The sequence below is a fragment of the Streptomyces sp. DSM 116793 genome (assembly GCF_057320905.1).
Genome location: NZ_CM170494.1, coordinates 4661605 through 4684966, shown reverse-complemented (window position 1 = coordinate 4684966; position 23362 = coordinate 4661605). Strand labels below are relative to the sequence as shown.

19 protein-coding genes and 1 pseudogene are annotated in these 23362 nt (G+C 74.3%); 8 read left to right on the top strand and 12 right to left on the bottom strand.

The features are described 5' to 3' along the window. Window positions 1–466 precede the first annotated feature (466 nt). The 5 genes from cobM to ACSMXW_RS18155 form a co-directional block, all read right to left on the bottom strand. Entirely contained in the window at window positions 467–1237 is a 771-nt protein-coding gene (gene cobM / locus ACSMXW_RS18175; RefSeq protein WP_485797769.1) for a precorrin-4 C(11)-methyltransferase, read from the bottom strand. Further along, a complete protein-coding gene (gene cbiE, locus ACSMXW_RS18170; protein ID WP_485797768.1) occupies window positions 1234–2772 on the bottom strand; it encodes a precorrin-6y C5,15-methyltransferase (decarboxylating) subunit CbiE in 1539 nt (512 codons plus the stop codon). Before cbiE ends, cobM begins: the two co-directional genes overlap by 4 nt. 432 nt (window positions 2773–3204) lie before the next feature. Then, on the bottom strand, window positions 3205–3852 hold the full coding sequence (locus ACSMXW_RS18165) for a class I SAM-dependent DNA methyltransferase (RefSeq protein WP_485797767.1): 648 nt from the start codon (window positions 3850–3852) through the stop codon (window positions 3205–3207). A 219-nt stretch (window positions 3853–4071) separates the two neighbouring features. Next, complete coding sequence (locus ACSMXW_RS18160; protein ID WP_485797766.1) at window positions 4072–4695, bottom strand: GNAT family N-acetyltransferase; 624 nt, start codon at window positions 4693–4695, stop codon at window positions 4072–4074. Window positions 4696–5066: 371 nt separating this feature from the next. Then, the gene (locus ACSMXW_RS18155; RefSeq protein WP_485797765.1) at window positions 5067–6035 is read right to left on the bottom strand and encodes a sigma-70 family RNA polymerase sigma factor; all 969 of its coding nucleotides are present in this window, start codon (window positions 6033–6035) and stop codon (window positions 5067–5069) included. 208 nt (window positions 6036–6243) lie between these two features. Here ACSMXW_RS18155 and ACSMXW_RS18150 point away from each other — a divergent pair, with 208 nt between their 5' ends. After that, window positions 6244–6942, top strand: a complete 699-nt coding sequence (locus ACSMXW_RS18150) for an FMN-dependent NADH-azoreductase (RefSeq protein WP_485797764.1) — start codon at window positions 6244–6246, stop codon at window positions 6940–6942. 332 nt (window positions 6943–7274) lie between these two features. On the opposite strand, the gene ACSMXW_RS18145 is transcribed toward ACSMXW_RS18150, so the two are convergent. Both ACSMXW_RS18145 and ACSMXW_RS18140 read right to left on the bottom strand, forming a co-directional pair. Continuing rightward, entirely contained in the window at window positions 7275–8654 is a 1380-nt protein-coding gene (locus ACSMXW_RS18145; RefSeq protein WP_485797763.1) for an FAD-binding oxidoreductase, read from the bottom strand. Between the two features lie 200 nt (window positions 8655–8854). Further along, entirely contained in the window at window positions 8855–9529 is a 675-nt protein-coding gene (locus ACSMXW_RS18140) for a class I SAM-dependent DNA methyltransferase (protein WP_485808129.1), read from the bottom strand. Window positions 9530–9748: 219 nt separating this feature from the next. Here ACSMXW_RS18140 and ACSMXW_RS18135 point away from each other — a divergent pair, with 219 nt between their 5' ends. Beyond that, entirely contained in the window at window positions 9749–10834 is a 1086-nt protein-coding gene (locus tag ACSMXW_RS18135; RefSeq protein WP_485797762.1) for an NAD-dependent epimerase/dehydratase family protein, read from the top strand. 338 nt (window positions 10835–11172) lie between these two features. Continuing rightward, the gene (locus tag ACSMXW_RS18130; RefSeq protein WP_485808127.1) at window positions 11173–12285 is read left to right on the top strand and encodes a sugar ABC transporter substrate-binding protein; all 1113 of its coding nucleotides are present in this window, start codon (window positions 11173–11175) and stop codon (window positions 12283–12285) included. A gap of 278 nt (window positions 12286–12563) precedes the next feature. On the opposite strand, the gene ACSMXW_RS18125 is transcribed toward ACSMXW_RS18130, so the two are convergent. The 4 genes from ACSMXW_RS18125 to ACSMXW_RS18110 form a co-directional block, all read right to left on the bottom strand. Continuing rightward, window positions 12564–13682, bottom strand: coding sequence for a sensor histidine kinase (locus tag ACSMXW_RS18125; protein WP_485797761.1), 1119 nt, complete (start codon window positions 13680–13682; stop codon window positions 12564–12566). 239 nt (window positions 13683–13921) lie between these two features. Then, entirely contained in the window at window positions 13922–14866 is a 945-nt protein-coding gene (locus tag ACSMXW_RS18120; RefSeq protein WP_485797760.1) for a response regulator transcription factor, read from the bottom strand. Between the two features lie 151 nt (window positions 14867–15017). Next, window positions 15018–15584: a GNAT family N-acetyltransferase gene (locus ACSMXW_RS18115; RefSeq protein ID WP_485797759.1), complete on the bottom strand. Its 567-nt coding sequence runs from the start codon at window positions 15582–15584 to the stop codon at window positions 15018–15020. After that, window positions 15581–16855, bottom strand: coding sequence for an NsdA family TPR-like regulatory protein (locus ACSMXW_RS18110; RefSeq protein ID WP_485797758.1), 1275 nt, complete (start codon window positions 16853–16855; stop codon window positions 15581–15583). Before ACSMXW_RS18110 ends, ACSMXW_RS18115 begins: the two co-directional genes overlap by 4 nt. A 608-nt stretch (window positions 16856–17463) precedes the next feature. Here ACSMXW_RS18110 and tgmA point away from each other — a divergent pair. The 5 genes and pseudogenes from tgmA (at window position 17464) to ACSMXW_RS18085 (ending at window position 21219) form a co-directional block, all read left to right on the top strand. Further along, on the top strand, window positions 17464–17940 hold the full coding sequence (tgmA, locus tag ACSMXW_RS18105; protein ID WP_485797757.1) for a putative ATP-grasp-modified RiPP: 477 nt from the start codon (window positions 17464–17466) through the stop codon (window positions 17938–17940). Continuing rightward, entirely contained in the window at window positions 17937–18149 is a 213-nt protein-coding gene (locus tag ACSMXW_RS18100) for a hypothetical protein (RefSeq protein WP_485797756.1), read from the top strand. The genes tgmA and ACSMXW_RS18100 overlap by 4 nt, the downstream gene beginning before the upstream one ends. Window positions 18150–18377: 228 nt before the next feature. Beyond that, window positions 18378–19088: pseudogene (locus ACSMXW_RS18095) on the top strand (glycosyltransferase family 2 protein); the annotation flags it as partial. Between the two features lie 470 nt (window positions 19089–19558). Beyond that, window positions 19559–20182 (top strand): TIGR04282 family arsenosugar biosynthesis glycosyltransferase, encoded by a 624-nt coding sequence (locus tag ACSMXW_RS18090; RefSeq protein WP_485797755.1) that lies wholly within the window; start codon window positions 19559–19561, stop codon window positions 20180–20182. 164 nt (window positions 20183–20346) lie between these two features. Then, complete coding sequence (locus tag ACSMXW_RS18085; protein WP_485797754.1) at window positions 20347–21219, top strand: methyltransferase domain-containing protein; 873 nt, start codon at window positions 20347–20349, stop codon at window positions 21217–21219. 649 nt (window positions 21220–21868) lie between these two features. Here the strand turns inward: ACSMXW_RS18085 and ACSMXW_RS18080 are convergent. Then, window positions 21869–23218, bottom strand: coding sequence for a molybdopterin-dependent oxidoreductase (locus ACSMXW_RS18080; RefSeq protein ID WP_485797753.1), 1350 nt, complete (start codon window positions 23216–23218; stop codon window positions 21869–21871). Between the last annotated feature and the right edge of the window lie 144 nt (window positions 23219–23362).

Below are 23362 nucleotides of genomic sequence, written 5' to 3'. Positions count from 1 at the left end.
CTCGGCACCGACACGGCAGAGACAGCCCCCTCCGGCCGGTGGCGACCACCCCGTCTCGTCGTGGCTGGTCGCGCAGTTCCCCGCGCCCCTTGAGGAAACCGGGGCCCCCGGCACCACCACTCCCGGCAGCGGCGCCAGAAACCGCCCGCGACAACCCACCACCGGGCCGGTGGCCCGCAGACGACCAAGACAGCCCCCACCGGCGGTGACGACCACCCCGTCTCGTCGTGGCTGGTCGCGCAGTTCCCCGCGCCCCTTGAGGAAACCGGGGCCCCCGGCACCACCACTCCCGGCAGCGGCGCCAGAAACCGCCCGCGACAACCCACCACCGGGCCGGCGGCCCGCAGACGACCAAGACAGCCCCCACCGGCGGTGACGACCACCCCGTCTCGTCGTGGCTGGTCGCGCAGTTCCCCGCGCCCCTTGAGGAAACCGGGGGGCTCGGCGCGGTCGGGGCGAGGTGGGGCTAGTCCAGCCGCGGGGCGGGGGCGCCGGCGTGCCGTTCGCGTTCCGCCGAGTACAGATGGCTGTCGCGGAACTCCGCCGCGGCCAGTGTGCGGCCCACGATGATCACGGCGGTGCGGGTGACGCCCGCTCGGCGCACCTGGTCCGCGATGTCGGCGAGGGTGCCGCGCAGCACCAGTTCCTCCGGCCGGCTGGCGAAGGCCACCACGGCGGCCGGGCAGTCGGGGCCGTAGTGCGGGAGCAGTTCCGCGACGACCTCGTCCGCGTACCGCACCGCCAGGTGCAGTACGAGGAGGGCGCCGCTGCGGCCCAGAGTGGCGAGGTCCTCGCCGTCCGGCATCGGGGTGGCCTGCCGGGCGAGCCGGGTGAGGATCACGGTCTGGCCGACGGTCGGCACCGTCAGCTCCCGTCCCAGCGCCGCCGCGGCCGCCGCGAACGCGGGTACGCCCGGCACCATCTCGTACGCCACGCCGGCCGCGTCGAGCCGCCGCATCTGCTCGGCGACGGCGCTGAAGACGGACGGGTCGCCGGAGTGCAGCCGCGCCACGTCCTGCCCGGCACGGTCGGCGGCCACCAGTTCGGCGGTGATCCGGTCCAGATCGAGCTGCGCGGTGTCCACGAGCCGGGCGTCCGGCGGGCAGGACTCCAGCAGTTCGCGCGGGACCAGGCTGCCCGCGTACAGGCAGACCGGGCAGGCGGCGAGCAGCCGCGCGCCGCGCACGGTGATCAGGTCGGCGGCGCCGGGCCCCGCCCCGATGAAGTACACGGTCACGGCCGGCCTCCTGGGCGCTCGGGTACGTCGGGTGTGACGGGTGTGCCAGGTGCGATGGGTGTATCAGGTGCCATGGGTGTGTCAGATGCGATGGGGGTGTCAGATGCGTCCGGAGCTGCGGATGCTTCGGGAGCCTCGGGTACTTCGGGGGCCGCGGATGCTTCGGCAGCCTCGGGTGCCTCGGGTGCCTCGGGGTGCTCGCGGTTCCGGCGGGGGACGGCGACGGACCCGGCTGGGCGGTCGGAGGGGCGGTCGGAGGGACGGTCGTCCCGGTCCTCCTCCGGCTTGGTCACCGCCCACTGCGTCACCGGCATGGCCGCCCGCCAGCCGGTGAAGGTGCCGACGGGGACGGCGTGGGCGACGGTGAGGCGGACGAGGTCGCCGCCGTGTCTGCGGCGGGCCTCGGCGAGGAGCGCCTCCGACTCCAGGGTGACGGTGTTGGCGACCAGCCGTCCGCCGGGCGGCAGCGCGGCCCAGCAGGCGTCGAGCAGGCCGGCGGCGGTCAGGCCGCCGCCGATGAACACCGCGTCGGGGGCGGGCAGACCGGCCAGCGCGGCGGGCGCGGTGCCGGTGACGACGCCGAGTCCGGGCACACCGAGCCGGGCGGCGTTGCGCGCGATCCGCTCGGCGCGGACCGGGTCGCGCTCGACGGTGTAGGCGCGGCAGGACGGGTGGGTGCGCAGCCACTCGACGGCGATCGAGCCGGAGCCGCCGCCGATGTCCCACAGCAGTTCGCCGGGCGCGGGGGCGAGCGCGGCGAGCGTGGCGGCACGGACGTGCCGTTTGGTCAGCTGTCCGTCGTGTTCGTACGCCGCGTCCGGCAGCCCCGGCACGGCGCCGAGCCGGAGTGCGCCGGGTGCCCTGCGGCACTCCACGGCCACGATGTTGAGCGGGTCCCCGGGCGGTTCCGCCCAGGTGTCCGCGGTGCTGCCGGTGCCGCCGACGACGTTCTCGCGCGGCCCGCCGAGCTGTTCGAGGACGCGCAGGGTGCTCGGGCCGAAGCCGCGGTCCCTGAGCAGCTCCGCGACCTCGGCGGGTGTCGTGGCGCCGGCGCTGAGCACCAGCAGCCGGCGGCCGTGGTGCAGCGCGGCGGCGAGCCGGGCGGTGGGGCGGCCGACGAGGGTGACGACGTCCGTGTCCTCGACGGCCCAGCCGAGCCGGGCGCAGGCGTACGACACGGAGGAGGGGTGCGGCAGGAAGCGGGGGGCCGCGACGCCCCGGCCGTGCAGCGCCGCCGCCTCCTCGGCGACGGCGCGTCCGACGCCGTGGAAGAGCGGGTCGCCGCTGGCGAGGACGGCCACTCTGCGGTCGGCGTGGGCCACGAGCAGCCGTGGCACGGCGGGGCGCAGGGGGGAGGGCCAGGTCACCCGCTCGGCGTGGCACTCCGGGGGGAGCAGGGCCAGTTGCCGGGCCGCGCCGATCACGACGTCCGCGGCCCGCAGCTCGTCCCGGGCCGGGTCCGTGAGTCCGGCCCACCCGTCGGCCCCGATGCCGACGACGCTCACGCCGGGGCGCGGGGCGGGGGCGGGGGGCATGGGGGTGCGGTGCCTCTGGGGTTCGGCCGGTACGGCGGGGTGGGCGGGTCGGTCCGGTCGGCCACTCTACGACGCCGGTGAGGCGCGTGTGCGCGTGGCCCACCACCGGCCGGTGGTCCGGGAGCGACCGGGACGGCCCCCTTCGGCCGGCGGCGAACCTCCCGCTCCGCCGTGGCTCGTCCCGCGGTTCCCCGCGCCCCTCCCCGGCGGTGTAGAAGTCGGCGGTGTCGATGAAGTTGCCGCCTGCATCGAGGTAACGGCGGAAGATCGGCCGCGCCGACCAGCCCGCCACGGACCGACCCGCACCGACCAGCCCGTTCCCACGCACCGACCCGCGCATCGGGGAACCGGTCCCCCGCCCTCTTCGAGCGCCGGCAGCGGAGGCCGGCCAAGGGGCTTACAGCTACGTGATCGGCCGGACAGCTCCTCGGTCTACGCCTTGCGGGCGAGGAGCTGAACCTCCTGGAACTGCCGCTTGTCGGTGGGCTTCGGCTCGATCACCGTACGGGCCACCTCCGCCAATCCGTGCTCGCGCAGCAGCGCGGCGAGGCGGTCGGGTGACCAGCGGTAGGCCGTTACCACCGCGTGGTCGTAGGCCTGTGTCTCGTGGTGGGGGCCGTCAGTGGCGGGGAAGCCGATCAGCAGGTGCCCGCCGGGAGCCAGCACCCGGGCGATCTCGGCCAAGACGGCGGGCACGTCCCGCGGCGGGGTGTGGATGAGGGACCACCGCGAAAGCACTCCGCCCAGCGCGCTGTCCGCGATGTCCAGCGCGGCCATCGAGCCGACCTCGAACCGCAGACCGGGGTTGGCTTCGCGGGCGAGCCGGATCATCACGGGCGAGGCGTCGACACCGAAGGCATTCAGGCCCAGCCCGTGCAGCTGAGCTGTGACGTAGCCCGGACCGCAGCCGAGGTCCGCGACCTCGCCGTCGCCGTTCGTCCGCACCAGCTCGGTGAAGGCGCCCAGGAGGGCACGCTCCACGGCCCTGTCACGCAGGGAGTCGCTGAACTGCTGCGCGTAGAGGGATGCGACGGCGTCGTAGGCCTCGCGGGTGGCGTCCAAAGTGTCGAGTTCGGTCACCCGGAGACCATAGCGGGAGGCGGGACATGCGCCTCAAGAACGTGTGACCGATTGACCGAGGCGCTGCGCGGCCGTCATGTGCGGAGCCGCACCACAAGGGCCGCCGCGGTGGCGGTTCCGGGGAACACCTCACGGGCCCACGCCCACGCCCGCAGCCGTACCGGGGAGCGCGGACCGGCGCCCTCATCGGTCGCCGTGCCGGTCTCACCGCGCCCCGCGTCACTCCCGGGCCGTCGGCCGCCCCAGGTACGTCACCTGGCCCGGGTCCGGCACGGCCAGTTCCCGGAAGCCGAGCCGGTCGTAGAAGGCGCGGGCCCGGACGTTGGCGGTGGCCATGGTGAGGTGCACCGCCGGGACGCCCCGGCCGTGCAGTTCGTCCAGGAAGCGGTGCATCAGGGCACGGCCGAAGCCGCGGCGCTGCCACTCGGGGAGCAGGTCGATGTGCAGGTGGGCGGGGTGGTCGGCGAGTTCGGGGCGGACCATGCGCTCCGGGTCGCGCAGGAGCGTGATCATCATTTCGGTGGGGGTGGCCGGCGGACCGCTCGGCACCGGGTAGCGGTCCGCGACCCTCGGCAGCCACTCGGCGCGGAACCGCGCGACAAACCGCGGGGTGTCCGCGGTGCCCAGCACATAGCCGACGGCGTGCCCGGCGCCGTCGTCCAGCACGAACGTCAGCTCGGGTTCCAGCTCGGCGTAGGGCGCGGCGAAGATCGTCGACAGCAGGGCGTGGTCCGGGTAGACCGGCCGCGCGTCACCGCCCTGGTGGCCGGTGCGGACGCAGATGTCGTCCAGCGCGGGGCGGTCCTCCGGACGGTAGCGGCGCACGGCCGGTTCATTGCTCACCCCGGCATCCTCACCCGTGAGAGAGCGCTCCCACAAGGGAGACCGGCGCCACACCGCCGACACCGCCCGCAGCGGCGCCGGCCAGCCCTCTGGTCCCGCCGGATCCACCGGGACCACCGGGACCACCGGGACCACCGGGACCACCGGGACCACCGGGACCACCGGGACCACCGGGACCACCAGACGCATCGCACGCACCGGACGCACCGGATGCACCGGACGCACCGGACACACCGGACACACCGGACCAATTGAACCCATTGGCCCCATTGGCCCCACTGGCCCCACTGGCCCCACTGGCCCCCAGGCCACCAGACCCACCAGACCCACCAAGCCCCACCAGCCCCCGGACCGCGGACGTACGGCCCAGCTCAGGTGTTCAGAACCGCCAGGTCCAGGGACCGGAGGCCGTCAGGGTCGGCGTGGACCGTGTAGGACGTGATGCGGCCGGACTCGACGGTGACGGTGAGGGCCAGACGGAGGCTGCCGTGCGGGGCGACGACCAGGCCGGGCGCGCCGTCCACCAGGGCGGGCGCGGCGTGAGCGGCGTTGGCCGCGAGGAGAGCCGTCTCGCGGGCCACCTCGTCGGCACCGCGCAGCACCGGTGCCCCGCCCGGCCGCAGCGCCGCCGGGTCCGCGCGGCGCACGACGTCCGGGGCCAGCACCTTCAGCAGCGCCGCGATGTCACCACCGCGCGCCGCCGCCAGGAACGCCTCCACCACGCGCCGCTGCCGGCCCAGTTCCGGCTCCGCCACCACCGGCGTGCCCCGCACCCGCCGCCGCGCCCGGCTCCCCAACTGCTTCGCCGCCGCCTCCGAGCGGCCAAGCACCGCCCCGATCTGCTCGAACGGCACCGCGAACATGTCGTGCAGCACGAACGCCACCCGTTCCGCCGGCCCCAGCCTGTCCAGCACCACCAGCAGCGCCCGGCCCACCGACTCGACGAGCACCGCCTCCTCCTCCGGCGACCGCTCCGGCGCTGCCCCTCCCGGCTCCGCGGCACCGTCCGGCCTGCGGGCGTCGTACCCGACCGGCCCGTGCACGTCGTATCCGGCCGGATCCTCCCGGCGCGCCCGCCGCGCCCGCAGCATGTCCAGGCACACCCGCGAGACCACCGTCGTCAGCCACGCCGCCAGATTGCCGATGCCGTCCGCGTCCACCCGGCCCAGCCGCAGCCAGGTCTCCTGCACGGCGTCCTCGGCCTCGGCCGCCGAGCCCAGCATCCGGTAGGCGAGCGCGTGCAGCCGGTGGCGGTCCCGCTCGAAGCGTTCGGCCAGGACGCGTGCGTCCTGGCCGTCCGCAGGTCCTGAGGAACCGTTCCACTCCCGCCGCTGAGCCATCCGTCACCTTTCCTCATGCCGAGCCGTCGGTCCCGTGCCGGCGAATCACCGCTCCCACGACAGCGCGCCGCCGCACCCACGACAGCAAGCCACCACTCCCACGACGACGCGCCGCCGCACCCACGACAACAAACCGCCCCCAGGGCAGCGAGCCGCCGCCCACCCATGACGACTCGGCACGAGCAGAAGTGACAGAAGGAGACGCACCATGCACGACACGCCCGTCCTGCTCCACCTGGACGCCAGCGCCGGCCCGCCGGAGGAGTCCGTCAGCCGGGAGCTGACCACCCTCTATGCCGACCTCTTCCGCGCCCGGCACGGCACGGCCGGGTACCGCCACCGCGACCTCGTCGCCGACCCCGTGCCGCCCATCGGTCCCGGTTACGCCGCGCTCGGCCGCCGCGTGGAACGGCACGGCGGCGTCCCGCCGCACAAGGTCGCCGCGCTCGCCGAGACCCCCGGGGAGGCGCGCGAATGGGCGCTCACGGAGCCGCTGATCCAGGAGGTGCGCGCCGCGCACACCCTCCTCATCGGCGCGCCGATGTACAACTTCTCCGTCCCCGCCGCCCTCAAGGCCTGGATCGACCGCCTCACCTTCCCGGCCGCCTTCACCGACCCCGACACCGGCGCGCCCCTCCTCCGCGGCACCCGCGTCGTCGCCGTCCTCACCCGCGGGGGCGCCTACGGCCCCGGCACGCCCCGCCGCGACCACGACTTCCAGGCCCCCTACCTGCGGGCCTACTTCGCCAACCTGGGCATCGCCGAGGAGCGGGTGCACTGCGTCAAGGCCGAGATGACCATCGCGGGGCTCGTCCCGCACCTGGCCGGCTTCCAGCAGTTCGCCGCCGACTCCCTGGCCTCCGCCCGCGCCGCCCTGCGCACCCTCGCGACGGACGGCGACCGGTGAGCCCCCGGACGCGACGGGCCTACGTGGGCCCGGCCCCCGCGCCCGCCCCGGGGCGGGGCCGTGCTGGGGAGGGCGGTCGGCGCGGGGGTGGCAGGCCTTCCCTTTCGTCCCTGGTGCGCCCGGTGAGGTCCGGGCAGCATGGCTGCCCGGACCCCGCACAACGCGACACCCTGCGGATCCCGAGAGCCAACTCCCACCACTTCAGCCCGTCCGGCGTTTGAGGACGAGCCCGGAGGGCGACCCCACCACCCCCCACCCGCAGACGAGAACGACACCACAACCACCCACACCCACCAGCCCGTCCGGCGTTTGAGGACGAGCCCCGAGTGCGGTCACTCAGGGGCGGGCGGGAGGGGAATCCCCCGGAAGACGCCCCCGGCGTCATACCGCCCCTTGACCGCCCCCAACCGCGCCGCATTGGGCCCGTACGCGTGCGCGACCTGCTCATGGTGATCGTCCCCGAGCAACCCCGCGTACCCCCCGGGCAACGCGTGCGAACCGAGCGCACGGGACACCCGCTCGCACCACGCCCGCTCCGCGCCCCCGTCCCCCTCGTCCCAGCTCGCCACGATCTCCACCACGAAGTGCGCCCGCCGGAAACCGAACGCCGTCGCCACGTCCGGCATCCGCGTGACCGCCCCGTGGACATGGTGGATCGCGACAGCGGTCGACGCGGACGGCAGCGTGTCCCCCGCCTCGACCAACTCGGCGATCACATGCGGGCTGAACCGCGACACCGTCCTCGTCCGCAGGTCGTAGCTGCGGCCCGTGGTGACCCAGACGTCCGTGAGCGCGAACATCTCGTCGTACGAGCGGGGCCCGACCTCCGCGAGCACCGGCGTCCCGAGGCGCTGAAGCTCGTCGACGTAGGTCCGGCCCTCCTCCAGCACCCCGCACCACACCGGGCTCAGGAACACCACCAGCTCGCCCTCCGGGCCGGTGATCAGGCCGCTCTGGACGGTGAGTTCGTCGGGGGCGGCGCGCAGGGCGGTGCCGAGGCGCTCGAAGACGTCCGCCGCCTGGGACCAGGGGTAGAGGATCAGGCCCGCGAGCACCCTGGGCACCGGGTGCAGCCGGACGCGCATCTCCGTGACCACGCCGAAGTTCCCGCCGCCGCCCCGCAGCGCCCAGTACAGCTCGGGCTCGCGCCTTGCGTCGGCGGTCACGGCGCTGCCGTCGGCGAGCACGGTCTCCGCGCCGAGCAGGTTGTCCGCCGCCAGGCCGTAGCGGCCCATCAGCGGACCGTAGCCGCCGCCGAGGGTGAGCCCGGTGAGACCCACGGAACGGACGGTTCCGGTGGCGGCGACCAGGCCGTGCGGGAGGGTGGCCGCGATGACGTCGTCCGCGGTGGCGCCGCCCTGGACGGTGGCGGTGTGGTACTCCGCGTCGACGGTGGTCCGGCGCATGGCGGTGAGGTCGATGACGAGGCCGTCCGGGCGGAGGGCGCGGCCCGCCCAGTCGTGGCCGCCGCCGCGGACGGAGAGCGGCAGATGGTGGGCGCGCGCGGCGCGGACGGCCGCCTGGACGCCGGAGGTGTCGGTGGGGCGGACGACCAGGACGGGCCTGTGGGTGACGGCGGCGTTCCAGAGGCGGATGGCCTCGTCGTACCCGGGGGTGCCGGGGAGGATGACATGGTCCGCGGGGAGGTGGGCGCGGAGTTCCGCGGCGGCGGCCTCGGCGGCGGTCCGGGCGGTGTGCGGGACGGATGTCATGCCGGTGCTCCTCCGCGATGGGGTGCACGTTCCGCGATGGCAGCGACCCACCGCGTGCGCATGCGGTACCTCGTACGCGACCAGGCTAGCCCCAAAAGCGACATACGGAATAATCGATGAATAATCTATACATTCACTCCCTCACAGGTGCACCGCTCGCACCCCGCAGCCGCACCGCTCGCACCCCGCAGCCGCACCCCTCACCCCCGCGGCTTCCGCCACACCGACACATGGGTGCGGCTCTCCGCGGTGAACGGGTTCTCCCGCCAGTCCTCCCACCGTTCGCTCGGCTCCAGGCCCGCGAGCCTGGCCATCAGGTCCAGCTCGGAGGGCCAGACGTAGCGGTGGTGGGAGAGGAACGTGTCCGCGCGGCCCTCGGCGATCCGGTAGTGGTGCGAGACCATGCGCTGGCTCGGCAGGTCGTAGGTGTCGAAGCCCACGTGCCCCGCGCCGATGTGGAAGGGGCGCGCCGTCTCCCCCGGCGGCAGGCGCCGGAGGTCCGGGACGAAGACCTCGATGACGAAGCGGCCGCCGGGGCGCAGGTGGCGGGCGGCGTTACGGAAGCAGTCGACCTGTCCGTCCTGCGAGAGGAGGTTGGTGATGGTGTTGTAGACGAGGTAGACGAGGCTGAACTCACCCGGCACCCGGGTGGTGGCCATGTCCCCGACGGCCACCTCCAGCTCCGCGCCGCCGGGCTTCCCACGCAGCTCCGCCAGCATCGGCTCGGACAGCTCGATGCCGGCCACCCGGACACCCCGGGCGGCCAGCGGCAGCGCGACGCGGCCGGTGCCGACGGCGAACTCCAGGGCCGGGCCGCCGTTCGCGCGGGCGGCCAGGAAGTCGACGGCCGGACCGAGCACCTCCGGCGTGCTCATGAACGCGGACGACTCGTCGTAGTCCCGCGCCACCCGCTCGTCCCACACCTGCGTGTCCGTCGTGTCCGTCGCCACGACCCGCAAGGCTGCCACCCCGGCCGCCCGCCGGCCACACCTTTTCGCGCGGGGGGACGGACCGGCCGGGCCCGGAGCTTACGGAGATGTGACGTGCGGCCGCGGCACCGGCGGCGCGGGCGCCGCGGACTCTAGCGTGAGGCCATGCACGTACTGGTCACCGGAGCAGCCGGTTTCATCGGGTCGCAGATCGTGGAGGTGCTGACGGACCGTGGGCACGACGTCGTCGGGTACGACGTCCTGCTGCCCGCGGCACACCGCGAGCCGCCCCCGCCCACACCGGACGGCGTGCCGCGCGTCATCGCGGACGTCCGGGACGGGGACGCCCTGCGGGCCGCGCTGACCGGCGTCGACGTGGTCTGCCACCAGGCCGCGATGGTCGGCCTCGGCAAGGACTTCTCCGACGCCCCCGACTACGTCGGCTGCAACGACCTCGGCACCGCCGTGCTGCTCGCCGCGATGGCGGAGCGGGGCATCAAGGCACTCGTGCTCGCCGGTTCGATGGTGGTGTACGGCGAGGGCCGCTACGAGTGCGGCCGGCACGGCGTCGTACGCCCGGGCCCGCGCACCGTCGACGACCTTCAGGCCGGCCGCTTCGAGCCGCGCTGCCCGCGGTGCGGGGCAGAGCTGCGCCCCGGTCTGGTCGGCGAGGACGCGCCGATGGACCCGCGGAACGTCTACGCCACCACCAAGCTCGCCCAGGAGCACCTGGCCGCTTCCTGGGCGCGCACCACCGGCGCCCGCGCCACCTCCCTGCGCTATCACAACGTCTACGGCCCCGGCATGCCCCGCGACACCCCTTACGCGGGCGTGGCCTCGCTGTTCCGCTCGGCGCTGGCACGCGGCGAGGCGCCGCAGGTCTTCGAGGACGGCGGGCAGCGACGGGATTTCGTCCATGTGCGTGATGTCGCGGAGGCGAACGCGCTGGCCGTGGAGGAGGTGACGGCCCCGGACGGCGCGGCGGGCCCCGGCGGCGGCCGCGCCGGAACGCTGGTCGCCTACAACACGGGCAGCGGGGACCCGCACACCGTCGGCGAGATGGCCGGCGCGCTCGCCGACGCGTACGGCGGCCCCGCCCCGGAGGTCACCGGCGGCTACCGGCTCGGCGACGTGCGGCACATCACGGCCGACTCCGCGCGGCTCCGCGCAGCCCTGGGCTGGCGGGCCAGGGTCGGCTTCGAGGAGGGCATGCGGGAGTTCGCCAAGGCCCCGCTGCGCGGCGGAAGTTGAGCGGTCGCGAGGGCTTCGCTGACGCAGCGGCACGGAGCGAGAGCCATACGTGTTCATTTGGTGACCGAGTCAACGCGTTGCCATCACATTAAGGATTAGCTCCTTGACGCCGTGGGGCACCCGGGGTTGGCTTTCAGCCAGCTCGGGCCCGTGCAGTGGCCACGCCAGGGAGGTGCACCGGAGTGAAGGCCTTTATACGTGGCACAGCTGAACCCGGCACGGCGCGCGGTGTCGCGCCCGGAGCGGCGCGGGGCCCGGCCGACCGGTTCTCCGACCGGTTCTCCGACCGGTTCTCCGACCGGTTCCCGGCCGCCCGGTTCAGGGCCGCCCGGGGCCCGTTGGGACGCGGCGGGACCGCAGCCGCGGCGGTGTGCGCGCTGGCGCTCTCCCTCACCTCCTGCGGCCACCTGCTGGGCTCCGACGACGCCGACCAGCACCGCGAGGTCAAGGGCGACGACGTCAGGGTGGGCCTGCTGCTGCCCGAGAGGGAGACCGCGCGCTACGAGAAGTTCGACCGCCCCGTGGTCGAGCAGGAGGTCAAGGCGCTGACGCACGGCAAGGGAACGGTCGTCTACGCCAACGCCGACTCCAGCGCCAGCAGGCAGAAGGCCCAGATGAACAAGATGGTCGACGCGGACGACGTCGACACCATCCTCGTCGACGCGGTGGACGCCAAGGCGATCGCCCCGGCCGTCAAGCACGCCAAGGCCGCCGGCATCAACGTCATCGCCTACGACCGGCTCGCCGAGGGCCCCGTCGACGGCTACATCACCTTCGACGGCGAGCTGGTCGGCCAGGTGCAGGGCCAGGCGCTGATGGAGGCGCTGGGCAAGCACGCGGACAAGAGCAGCAAGATCGTCATGATGAACGGCTCGCCGACCGACCCGAACGCCGCCCTCTTCAAGAAGGGCGCGCGCTCCGAGCTGCAGGACGTGACGATCGCCAAGTCCTACGACACGGTGGACTGGAAGCCGGAGAACGCCCGCGCCAACATGGCCGCCGCCATCAGGTCGATCGGCGCGCAGAACATCGCGGGCGTCTACTCCGCCAACGACGGCATGGCGGGCGGCATCATCACCGCCCTCAAGAAGGCCGGCGTCACCCGGATGCCGCCGATCACCGGCCAGGACGCGGAGCTTCCCGCGGTGCAGCGGATCGTCGCCGGTGAGCAGTACATGACCGTGTACAAGCCCTACCGCGAGGAGGCGGCGGTGGCCGCCCAGATGGCCGTCAAGATCTCCAAGGGCCGCATGATCGAGTACGACGCCCTCGCCATGGACCGCTCCAAGAACGCCACCACCACGGACATCCCCTCCCACCTCGTCCCCGTGCGCCCCATCACCCGGAAGACGATCGCGTCCACCGTGGTCAAGGACAAGATCTACACGGTCGGGGACATCTGCACGGCGGCGTACAAGCTGGCCTGCCAGTCGATCGGGCTGGAGAAGTAGGGGCGGGGTCGGCCGGACGCGTTGCCGGTCCGCGCCCGGGCCCCACACGCCGTTCCGCGTGACCGCCGGACGCGTTGCCGATCCAGGGCCCAGGTCCCGCGCCACCCCGCGTGACCGCCGGACGGATGACCGCGGGACCCGTGACCGCCCGACCCGTGACGCCGGACGGATGACCACCCGACCCGTGACGCCGGAGGGAGGACCGCCCGCCCCTTGGCGCCGGACGGAGGACCGCCCGCCCCTTGGCGCCGGACGGAGGACCGCCGGGCCGGGGTCCGTCAGCCCGCGGGCTCGGCGGCCGGCAGGGTGACCTCGAAGCGGCAGCCGCCGGTGACGTTGCGGACGGTGGCCTTGCCGTGGTGGGCCTCCACGATGCCGCGCACGATGGCGAGGCCGAGGCCCGCGCCTGCGGGGGGCGTCCGGGCGTGGGAGCCGCGCCAGCCGGTGTCGAAGACGCGGGGCAGGTCGTCCTCGGGGATCCCCCCGCAGCCGTCCGTGACCGACAGCACCACGCCCTGCCCGGCCCGCCGCGCCGCCACCGCGACCGTGCCGTCCGCCGGGGTGCGGCGGATCGCGTTGATGAGGAGGTTGCCCAGCACCCGGCTCATCTCCTTGCCGTCCACCTCCACCGGCACCGCCTCTATGCCGTCCCCCACCAGCCGAACGCCGTGCTCGCGCGCCAGCGGGTCGGCACCCGCGAGCGCATCACCGACCAGGTCGTAGACGGACATCCGGGACGGCGTGAGCGCCAGCGTCCCGGCATGGATCCTGGACAGCTCGAAGAGGTCGCCGACCATGTCGTTGAGCCGCTCCACCTCGGTGCGCATCCGGCGCAGGTAGCGGTCCGGGTCGGCCACCACTCCGTCCTCCAGCGCCTCCGACATGGCCCGCAGCCCGGCGAGCGGGGTGCGCAGGTCGTGCGAGATCCATGCGACCAGCTCCCGGCGCGAGGTCTCCAGGGTGCGTTCGCGGTCCCGGGAATCGGCCAGCCTGGCGCTGGTCAGCTCCAGCTCGCGGGTGAGGGCGGCCAGCTCGGCGGTGGCCGGCTCCTGTGGGGCCGCGAAGCTGCCCGCCTCGCCGAAGGACCGGGTCGCCGCGGCCAGGGCGCGGCCGCTGGCCACCACCCAGCGGCCCAGCAGCAGGGCGGTGGCCAGCGAGACGACGGCGGCCATCGCCACCACCGTCGTCACCACCGACAGGTCGTGCTCGGAGAGGAACATCGCCCACGCCACCGCCAGCGTGCCCGCCAGCATCGCGGTCACCGCGACCCCGGCGACCACCGCCAGCGACACCATCAGCGACCGCCGCCGCAGCGCCCGCAGCACCACGACACCGAGCAGCCCCGCGGCGGCGGCGCCGAGGAAGGCGAAGAGGGCGATGAGGAGGGTGGCGTGCACGGGAGTCCCTTCGGGAACCTTCGGTCCGGGGGCGGACGCGGCGGGTACGGCGCCGAGGAGGGGTACGGCGCCGAGGCGCGGCCTCGCGGGCCCGGCCCGGGGAGCGGGACCGCGGGCCGTCCGGCCCCGGCAGAAGTCTAGGAGGGGGCCGGACCGGACGGGGTGACCGGGCCGGGCGAATCGAACAGGGCAGCCTGACCAGACGAATTACGTGAACCAGGCGAACCGGAAAAATAGGCCTATGTCACCTGGCCGGACGATCCCGCGGGGGCGGAGGGATCGGCGGTGCCTCCGGCTGCGGGACCGGCGGTGCTTCCCGCTTCCCCGCCACGGCCGGACGCGTCCATGCGGTAGCCGACGCCCCAGACCGTCTGGATGAGCGTCGGCCGGGCGGGGTCGTCCTCGATCTTGCCGCGCAGGCGGCGGACGTGGACGGTGACCGTGGAGAGGTCGCCGAAGTCCCACCCCCACACCTCGCGCATCAGCTCCTCCCGGCCGAACGCCCGGCCGGGGTTGCGCAGGAAGAAGGTGAGCAGGTCGAATTCGCGGACGGTGAGGGCGAGCTCCGTCCCGGACTTGGTGGCGCGCCGCGCGTCGGGATCGACGGTCAGCCCCGCGGCGGACAGCAGGCCGCCGGGCTGCCGGCTGCCCCCGGACGCCGACAGCCGGCTGCGGCGCAGCACGGACCCGACGCGGAGCACCAGCTCACGGGGGCTGAAGGGCTTGGTGACGTAGTCGTCCGCGCCCACTTCCAGGCCGAGGATCCGGTCATCCTCGTCACCGCGCGCGGTGAGCATGATCACCGGAACGGGGCCCTCCGCGCGCATCCGGCGGCACACCTCCAGGCCGTCCATGCCCGGCAGCATCAGGTCGAGCACCACGAGGTCGGGCCGGTGCGCGGCCGCCCGCTCCAGCGCGGTGGGCCCGTCGGCGGCGCGGTCCACGGTGTGCCCGGCCCGTTGCAGGTAGCCGGCGACCACCTCGGCGACGGTGGGGTCGTCGTCCACGACGAGAACGCGGGCGGCCGCCGCCGCCCGGTCCGCGGGCCGCTCGGCCGCCGCGGCCGGCCCGGCCGCCGGGGGCCGGTCAGGGGACGGGGACTGGTCCGATGACGGGCGCTGGTCCGATGACGGGCGCTGGTCCGATGACGCGGGCTGGTCCGATGACGGGGAGGAGTACGCCATACCCCTCAGCGTCGCACCACCCCGCCCGCCCACGGCCTCCCCACCGGTACGAACCGCACGATGTTCCCGATTCGTAAGGACTCCGGCGCGTCCTCGGCCAGGCCCCGACGCCCTCGGCCCATGCGCCCCCACGAGTGGCCGCCCGCCCGCCTCACGCGGCCGTGCGGTGCAGCCCGAGAACCATCACGTCGTGCAGGACCGCTCCGTCCCAGGGATGGGCCTCCCCCACCTTGCGGTAGCCCCATGCCCGGTAGGCGGCCTGCGCCGCCTCGACGTCCGGCCGCGCGTTGAGCAGCACTCGTTCCTCCGCACCGCCGGCGAGGACCGCCTCGTGCAGGCGCCGCGCCACGCCCCGACGCCGCCAGTCAGCCCGCACGGCGAGCTCCATCAGCCCGAACGTCCGGCGTCCGTCCTCCCGGCGCAGCTCGTCACTCACGGGCGTGGTCAACCGGTCCCACCACCCGGTGGCCGGACTGAGCGGATAGCCGTACGCGATGCCGACCGGTTCACCGTCGCCCGTGCGGGCGAGGGCTCCGCGGAACGTCGCTTTGCGGACCTGGGAGCGGAAGCGGCGGAAGTTCGCTTCGACCGAGTCAGGCGTTTCCCGGTACGGCTCTTCGGCGAACACCTCCGCGTAGACACGCCGGAAGGCGGCCTCGGCATCCCCGGCTGCCGCTCCGTCCATCCGCTCGATCACGATGGTCTCCGGTGGCGTCATGGGTGGCCTCCTGGCACGGCTTCTCGTATCCGGTCCGAGAGATCGCGGGCTACTGGGGTGTCGATCGTGTGGACCATCTTCTGGAAGCCGCGGATGCGATCGACGAGGCGGTCGGAAGCGACTTCCCGGCAGGACTCCAGGACGCCCGTCATCTCCGCGCAAGCCTCCTCCACCTCTCCTACCTTGAGAAGCGTGTGGGCAAGCTTCGACCGGTACCATGCCGTGTTCCGGCCATATCCACCCCCGAGCCCGTCCACGGCGGCGCGTAAGAAGGGCACAGCACGCTGCGGTTTCCCGGCCCTCGCATACATGTCCGCCGTTGCGTAGTCGATCTCCACGGGACCCGCGAACCGTGCCCACGCAGGCACCTCGTCGCCGCCTGCGTTCCGGCCCTGGAACGTAAGCGCGCGGCTGAGCGCGCGAGAGGCGGCAGTGGTGTCCCCGATGTGCGTGGCGACATTCGCCTCCCGCAGAGCGATCACAAGGCGCACAGCCGGCCCTGCCCCCGCCTCTTCTGCCAGGTTGTACGCGGTCTCGACAGCTGATCGGGCTTCCCAGTGCCGGCCTGTTCTGACGTCGATCAGCACGAGCGTCTCCAGTGCCGAGATCTGCAAAAGGCCATCGCCGATGAGCTGGGCCGTCGTCAGGGCCTCTATCGAGGCGTCGCGGGCGTGCTCAACAGGACCAGTGTCGTAGCCGTACCACGCTTGGTTGCTCTGCAGTTCGGAGAGCAGGCGTTGAAGCTCCCGGCCGATCCTGCTCGTGTAGACGCTGTTGGCCAGAGCACCTGTGATCTGCCGCTCAAGGTGGAGTGCCCGCGCCTTGGCGGGGATGCCTCCGGAGCGGTGGTCGACGGTGTAGAGGTCGGCCAACCGGAGCCGGAGCGCCGCCACCTCGGCGGCGCCGATGCGCGGGCCGCGCCGCTCGGGGAGCATCGCCGCGGCGGCGATCGCCCCGGTACCGGTGACCAATGCCCGACGTTTCACGTCTCCATCGTCACCCATTTCGGCGATTCCGTTCCGATGGGCGGGAACCTCGAACCCCATCTCGGCCAGTGGTAGGCCGAACATCGCTTCCAGAACGGCCTGCTGGGCCGGGTGCGGTAACGGCGGAGGCGTCTCGCTCTCCCACCGCCGCAGTTGGCGAACGCTCACCGAGGCGGCGACGCCGAGGCGCGCGGCCTCACGGGCGAACGCGGCGACGAAGGTCACCTGCGTGTGTCCGGCGGCCTTGCGCAACCGCGCCAGCCGACCGGAGTTGATGTCCCCCATGTGCTCCCCCCAACGTTCTACGGATCGTTCTGCCACCGTCCTGCCCAGCCCCGGAGCCGGATGGGAAAACGTCCGCCCAAACGTCCGGTCGTCCACGGCCCACATCCGCCGCCGAGGCGGTGCACTGGTGGCACAGGGTCAACGAGCCGGAGGCCGGCAAGGTGACCGGTGCTCAGCGATGCCTGGTCGAAGGCGTGCGGGGAAGAGACGGGAGGCACGGAGGCCATGGTCGACGGGACCGATTCGGGCCCTGCCCTTGCCGGGGCGCACGGCCCGCCGGACAAGCCGCGGGGAATGCGTGAACCCGGCGGCGGCCCGGAGTCCGGCGCCGGTCGGCCGCCCGTGCCCGTGGCCGGATGCGCGACGTGCGCACGGCTCTCGGCGCGGCGGCGCGCCGCGCAAGCCGTGTTCGATCGCAGCGAGGAGACCGACGCGAATGTGTTGCTCCGTCGCCATCAAGCGCACGAGCACGCTCCGCCCGACCACTGACGATCGGCCGAAAGACGCCATGCCGAAGGCAGAAGAGAAGAACTGCGACCACCGGAAAATCGTGCAGCGCGACGGCAAGACCTACTGCAAGCGCTGCAAGCGACAGCTCTACCTGTGAGATGAGCGCTCCCCGCCGCAGAGGTGGGTGCAGGCCCGCTGCGAGTCCACCACCGACCTCAGCACCACCCCATGGCGACCGTTCGGGTCAGGGTCGCACCCCCACGACGCCCTCAACGGGCGTAACCGATATCCAACCGAACCAACGGAGGGACAGTTCAGTGTTCGCTCACTCGGACCGGTTGCCGGCCGGCACTCCTTTGCCGAACGGCGTTTCCACCCCGCGCACGTGGGGAGTACGGCGCCTGGCGCCGTATCCGGCGAGCGGTTCCACGGTCTACGCTCGGGCCGTGTTGGACCCCGATACGCAGACCACGCGCTACCTGGACGCCGGTGGCGCAGTGATCGAGGCGCCGGGGCACGGCACCAGCACGGGAACCAACCCGCCAACCGGCACGGGGAACCCGAATGACGGTGCCGGTCCGGGCGGTCCCGGCGGCGGCGGAGACCAGGACACGGGGAACGACAGCGACCAGTGAGAGACACATCCCGCTTCACCGTTCGCCAGGGCGGCCCCGTGCACATCTGGGACGTGATCGAGCGCGCTGTCGGAGACTGGCGCGAACAGGGCTCGCCGGGGGTCACCGACTTCCGACTCCGGGTGACCCACGAGGCGCATACGATCCACCTGGAATCAGCGCCCGACGTCTCCTGGGTGAAGCCGACCGGCCGGGCGCCGGCCCGCTGAACGCCGGCGCCCGCTCCCACGCTTCACCCGATCGGCCCAACCCCGCCCCCACGGCCCCGCGCCCGCCCCATCGCGGCCGGCGGCCGCCGACGTCCGAGTTTCGTAAGGCACCGCCACCCGATTTGCCCGTTTTGCGTCCGTAGGGTGAGGGGCGTGACTCCCTCAGATCCCCCACCCCGACCAGCCCCGCGGGAACGGGCCGCGTCGGCCGTGCCGGCACCGTCGGCCGTGCCGGTACCACCGGTCGCGCCCGCGCCCGAGGCCTCCCCCACCGTCGACGTCGTCCTCCCCTGCCTGGACGAAGCCGAGGCACTCCCGTGGGTCCTCTCCCGCATCCCCGGCGGATGGCGCGCCATCGTCGTCGACAACGGCTCCACGGACGGCTCCGCCGACCTGGCCAGGACGCTCGGAGCCACCGTCGTCCACGAGGCGCGGCGCGGCTTCGGAGCCGCCTGCCACGCGGGCCTGACCGCGGCCACCGCGGAGATCGTCTGCTTCTGCGACTGCGACGCGTCCCTGGACCCGGCGCTGCTGGCGCCGTTCGTACGGGAGGTGACGGCGGGCCGGTCCGACCTGGTGCTCGGCCGCAGGAGGCCACAGGAGCGCGGCGCCTGGCCGCCGCACGCGCGCGTCGGCAACTTCGTGCTGGCCCGGATGCTGCGCCGGCGCACCGGCGTGCGCCTGCACGACCTGGGCCCGTTGCGCGCCGCCCGGCGCACCGCACTCGTCGGCCTCGACCTCACCGACCGGCGCAGCGGCTACCCCCTCCAGATGGTGGTGCGCGCCGCCGACGCCGGCTGGCGGATCGCGGAACACGACGTGCCGTACCGCCCCCGCGCCGGCAAGTCCAAGGTCACCGGGACCTGGCGGGGCACCTGGCACGCGGTGCGCGACATGCGCAAGGTCCTGGCGGAACCGGCGCCCGAGGGAGGCCCCGCGACCGGCCCCTCGGCGGGCCCCGCGACCGGCCCCTCGGCGGGCCCCTCCGCGAGTCCCTCGGCGGGCGGCCGATCGGCCCCGTTCCGCTCCTCCGCGCACCCTGTGGACGGGCCCGGCACCACCGCAGCGCACCGCGCACGTCCCGCACACCCCGCACACACAGAAACCCCCGCCCCATGAGCGCGGCGCAGAGGACCGGGAGAACGGTCGGAACGTCACGGACCAGGCCGACGCCGGCCGGCACCGCGCCGCCCAGGCGCACACGGGCCGTCCCGGCGCCGACCGACACCGCACCGACCAAGCCGGCACCGGCCGAGGCACCACGGACCACCCCGACGCCATCCGGCCCCACACGACCGGATCCGGCACCATCGGGCCCCGCACGGCCCACCCCGGCGCCATCCGGCCCCGCACGGCCCACCCCGGCGTCGGTCGGGGTCGGCCCGGCCCGGCGCCGTGGTGGCACCACCGTGCTGGTCATCGCCAAGGAACCCCGCCCGGGCCGGGTGAAGACCCGGCTGACCCCCCGCTTCACCCCCGGGGAAGCCGCCCGGCTCGCCGCGGCCGCCCTCGCCGACACCCTGGACACCGTCCTGGCCGTCCCCGCGCGCCGCCGCGTGCTGGTGCTGGACGGCGCGCCGGGCCCCTGGCTGCCCCCGGGCGTGGACGTGCTGCCGCAGGCGGCGGGCGGCCTGGACGAGCGGCTGGCCGCTGCCTTCGCGCAGTGCACCGGGCCCACCCTGCTGGTCGGCATGGACACCCCGCAGCTCACACCCGCACTCCTCGCCCCGGCGCTCCGCCCGGACGCGTGGCGGGACTGCGAGGCGTGGTTCGGTCCCGCCGAGGACGGCGGCTTCTGGGCGCTCGGCCTGGCCGCGCCCGACCCCGCGCTGCTGCGCGGCGTCCCCATGTCCACCGCCACCACCGGCGCCGTCCAGCGCGCCCGGCTGACCGACGCGGGGCTGCGGGTGCGCGACCTGCCCCCGCTGCGGGACGTGGACACCCCGGACGACGCCGAGAAGGTCGCCGCGGACGCCCCGGCCACCCGCTTCGCCGCCACCCTGGCCGACCTCACCCGGGCTGGCGCCCGATGAGCCCGGCGAGGACGGAACGGATGCGGCAGCGGACCACCCAGCAGACGCCGCAGCGGACGCCACAGCGGCCGGCGGAACGGACAGCGGCACGGACAGCGGCACGGACAGCGGGACGGACGTCCCCACAGGCGCCCCGTCAGACACCCCCGCAGACGCCCCAGCAGATGTCCCACCGGACAGCGGAACCGACAGCAGGACGGACAGCAGAACGCACAGTGGAACGCACAGCGGAACGAGTGTCCTGGTCCGTGGGACCCGTCGACCCGTACGCGGAGGCGCTGCGCAGCGGGCGCGGGCCGCTGTTCCTGCGGCGTACCGACGGCTGGCTGCTGCCCCTGGAGGTGGAGCGCTGGTGCGCGGGCCCCGACGCGGCCGACCTGTCCGCGCTGCGGCAGTGCGAGGGCACCGTGCTCGACATCGGCTGCGGTCCCGGCCGGCTGGTCGCGGAGCTGGCGGCGCGCGGCCACCGGGTGCTCGGCATCGACGTCAGCGAGGCGGCCGTCGCGCACACCGTCCGGCGCTTGGCGCCCGCCCTGCTTGAGACCGTTCGAGAGCTCGGGGAGGGGCAGGCCCTGCGGCGCTCCGTCTTCGAGCCGCTGCCGGGCGAGGGCCGCTGGGACACCGCCCTGCTGATCGACGGCAACATAGGCATCGGCGGCGACCCGCTCGCCCTGATCACCCGCGTCGGCACCCTGCTCGCGCCCGGCGGGCTGCTGCTCGCCGAGACCGCTCCGGTGGACGTCGACGAACGCGTGCTGGTCCGGGTGGACGACGGCCGGGGCGCCGCGGGCTCACTCTTTCCGTGGGCCCGGGTCGGCACCCCGGCACTGCTCCGGTACGCGCGCCGGCTCGGCTGGCACACGGTGCGTCAGTGGACCGCCGGCGGCCGGTCCTTCGTCGCCCTGCGCCGGCGCGCCACCCGGCCGCCGGCGATCCGCGCCACCAGCCACAGCGCGGACAGCGCGAACAGCCCGACCGTGATCAGCAGCCAGCGGGACAGGAAGCCGCTGCCGGTGAGGGCCGTGGCCGACTCGTAGTGCGCCCTGCGCTGCCCCGAGATCAGCGGGAAGTACACCAGCAGGAGGAGGGCGGAGAGGAGGGCGGGCACGCGGAGGTGGTTCAGCCAGGCGGTACGGCGCCGCCGGCGCACGTCCGCCCGGCCACCGGCTCCGTCCTCGCGGGCTCCGTCCTCGCGCCCGTGGCCGGCCCGCGCGTACGCGCCCACGGCGAACACCGCCTGGGCGGCGCGGTCGGCGAACCCGTACACGGGGACCAGGACCAGGTCGTGCACGAGGGCCGCACCGACGAACCACAGCACCAGCGTGAGCGCGCTGTCCGCGCCGTGCACCAGCCGCACGCCCGCGTACGCCGCCACCGCGAACGAGACGACGAGCAGCACCAGTTGGAGCGGCCCCTCGCCGTACCAGCGCGCCGCGCGCCGCGCGAGGGCGCCGCCCGGCGCGTGGGAGCCGCCCGGCGCCTGGGAGCCGCCCGGGGCCTGGGCGCCGTCCAGGCCCCGGGCCCCACGAGGTCGGTGGTCGTCGGGGCCGGGGCCGCGATCGGAGCCGTTGCCGGAGGCGCCGGAGGCATCGGACGCGCCGGACGCGCCGGAGGCATCGGAGGCGTCGCCGGGTCCGTCGCCCGAGCCGTCCGCGTGGGCGTCGCCGGGGTCGTGGTCGTCGGTCATCACAGGTCTCCGAAGGTCAGGCCGGACACCCACTTGGTGTTGAGGACACCGGGCGCGGCGGGGACGATGACGCGGGCCGGGAAGCCGTGGTCGGGGGAGAGGTCGGCGCCGTTGACCCGCAGGGCGAGCAGTGAGCGGGCGTCACGGACCTGGTTGGAACGGAGCGCGGCCTTCCGGAAGGCCCCGCGGCGCTGGAGGGACTCGACGAACACATCCGGCGCGGGCCGGCCGCCGCCGCGCACGGTTCCGTCGTCCCGGTAGTCGTCCCCCGCCGCGTAGCCCACGAGGGCGGCGAGGTCGCGCAGCCGTACCCCGCTCCAGTGCTGGTCGTCGGTCGACCAGCCCTCGACGCAGGCGATCGGCAGCGCCGCGGTGTGCTGCGGCATCCGCAGCAGCGCCGCCCGGTCGAGGCGCACCGTGCCCCCGGGACCCTGCACGGTGAGCCGCCAGGCCGTGCCCGTCTCCCGGTCGTCGATCGCTATCGAGGCGGCGGTCTTGTTGATCTGGAACGAGTTGGGGCCGCGGTTCGCGCCCGTGTCCGGGCTGCTCCAGCCGTGCGGGGCGAGCAGCGCGAGGCGGCGCAGCGGACCGCCGATGCTCTGCCCGGCGGTCACCACCAGCAGCGCCAGCGAGCCCGCCCCGACCAGGCCGAGCGAGCCCCGCCGGCTGAGCGTGGCCGCGGCGGGCCGGGGCGAGGTCAGGCCCTCGGCCTCGGCCGCGACCCGCTCGGCCGCGGGGCCCGCGCCGCCGGTCCGCCACCGGCCGTCCCGCAGCACCCGCACGGCCTGCGGCGCCCGCAGCACCACGTGCAGCAGGAACGCGCCGAAGAACACCCACGCGCCGTAGAAGTGCAGTGGATAGAACGAGCCGGGGAAGATGTAGTCGAGCTGGACGTTGAGGACGCCGGTCGTCAGCTCGAAGAGGATGCCGCCGACGAGCAGCAGCAGCGAGATCCGTTCCAGCGCATGCCCGATCGAGCGGGCCGGCGGCAACTCGAAGAGCTTGGGCACCACCGACCAGAGCTTCGCCAGCACGACCGGGATCAGCACGATACCGAGCGTGACGTGTACGCCCTGGGTCAGCCGGTACAGCCAGTGCGGGTGGGTCGGCCAGGAGAAGAGGTAGAAGCCGAGCAGGCCCTTGTCCGGGGTCTGGTCGTTGACGCCGCCGAGATTGGGGTTGTACGCGGCGTAGGAGAGCAGCCCCGTGACGAAGACCAGGGTGATCCCGCCCAGCAGGACGACACCCAGCAGCGAGGTCAGCCAGGGGCCGCGCAGTGGGCTGCGCCAGAAACGGGGGGAGGTGGGGAGTCTGTCGTCCCGTGGATCGAGGTGCCGTAGGTCGAGCATGGGGCGACCGTAAGCCGGTGCCGGGCCGATCCAGGGTTCTTCCCCGATGACGAAACGCTGACGTCGTGGCGGGTACGGCCGGGTGGGCGGCGAGGTGGCAGCGGGTGGGTGGCGGGATCTGACGGTTCGGTGACAGGGGGCCGT

Coding starts and splice junctions, on each gene's coding strand:
- ACSMXW_RS18115 (WP_485797759.1), bottom strand. CDS start 15,584: ATGACGCCACCGGAGACCATCGTGATCGAGCGGATGGACGGAGCGGCA.
- cbiE (WP_485797768.1), bottom strand. CDS start 2,772: ATGCCCCCCGCCCCCGCCCCGCGCCCCGGCGTGAGCGTCGTCGGCATC.
- tgmA (WP_485797757.1), top strand. CDS start 17,464: ATGAGCGCTCCCCGCCGCAGAGGTGGGTGCAGGCCCGCTGCGAGTCCA.
- ACSMXW_RS18155 (WP_485797765.1), bottom strand. CDS start 6,035: ATGGCTCAGCGGCGGGAGTGGAACGGTTCCTCAGGACCTGCGGACGGC.
- ACSMXW_RS18145 (WP_485797763.1), bottom strand. CDS start 8,654: ATGACATCCGTCCCGCACACCGCCCGGACCGCCGCCGAGGCCGCCGCC.
- ACSMXW_RS18080 (WP_485797753.1), bottom strand. CDS start 23,218: ATGCTCGACCTACGGCACCTCGATCCACGGGACGACAGACTCCCCACC.
- ACSMXW_RS18150 (WP_485797764.1), top strand. CDS start 6,244: ATGCACGACACGCCCGTCCTGCTCCACCTGGACGCCAGCGCCGGCCCG.
- ACSMXW_RS18135 (WP_485797762.1), top strand. CDS start 9,749: ATGCACGTACTGGTCACCGGAGCAGCCGGTTTCATCGGGTCGCAGATC.
- ACSMXW_RS18140 (WP_485808129.1), bottom strand. CDS start 9,529: ATGAGCACGCCGGAGGTGCTCGGTCCGGCCGTCGACTTCCTGGCCGCC.
- ACSMXW_RS18085 (WP_485797754.1), top strand. CDS start 20,347: ATGTCCCACCGGACAGCGGAACCGACAGCAGGACGGACAGCAGAACGC.
- ACSMXW_RS18120 (WP_485797760.1), bottom strand. CDS start 14,866: ATGGCGTACTCCTCCCCGTCATCGGACCAGCCCGCGTCATCGGACCAG.
- ACSMXW_RS18110 (WP_485797758.1), bottom strand. CDS start 16,855: ATGGGGGACATCAACTCCGGTCGGCTGGCGCGGTTGCGCAAGGCCGCC.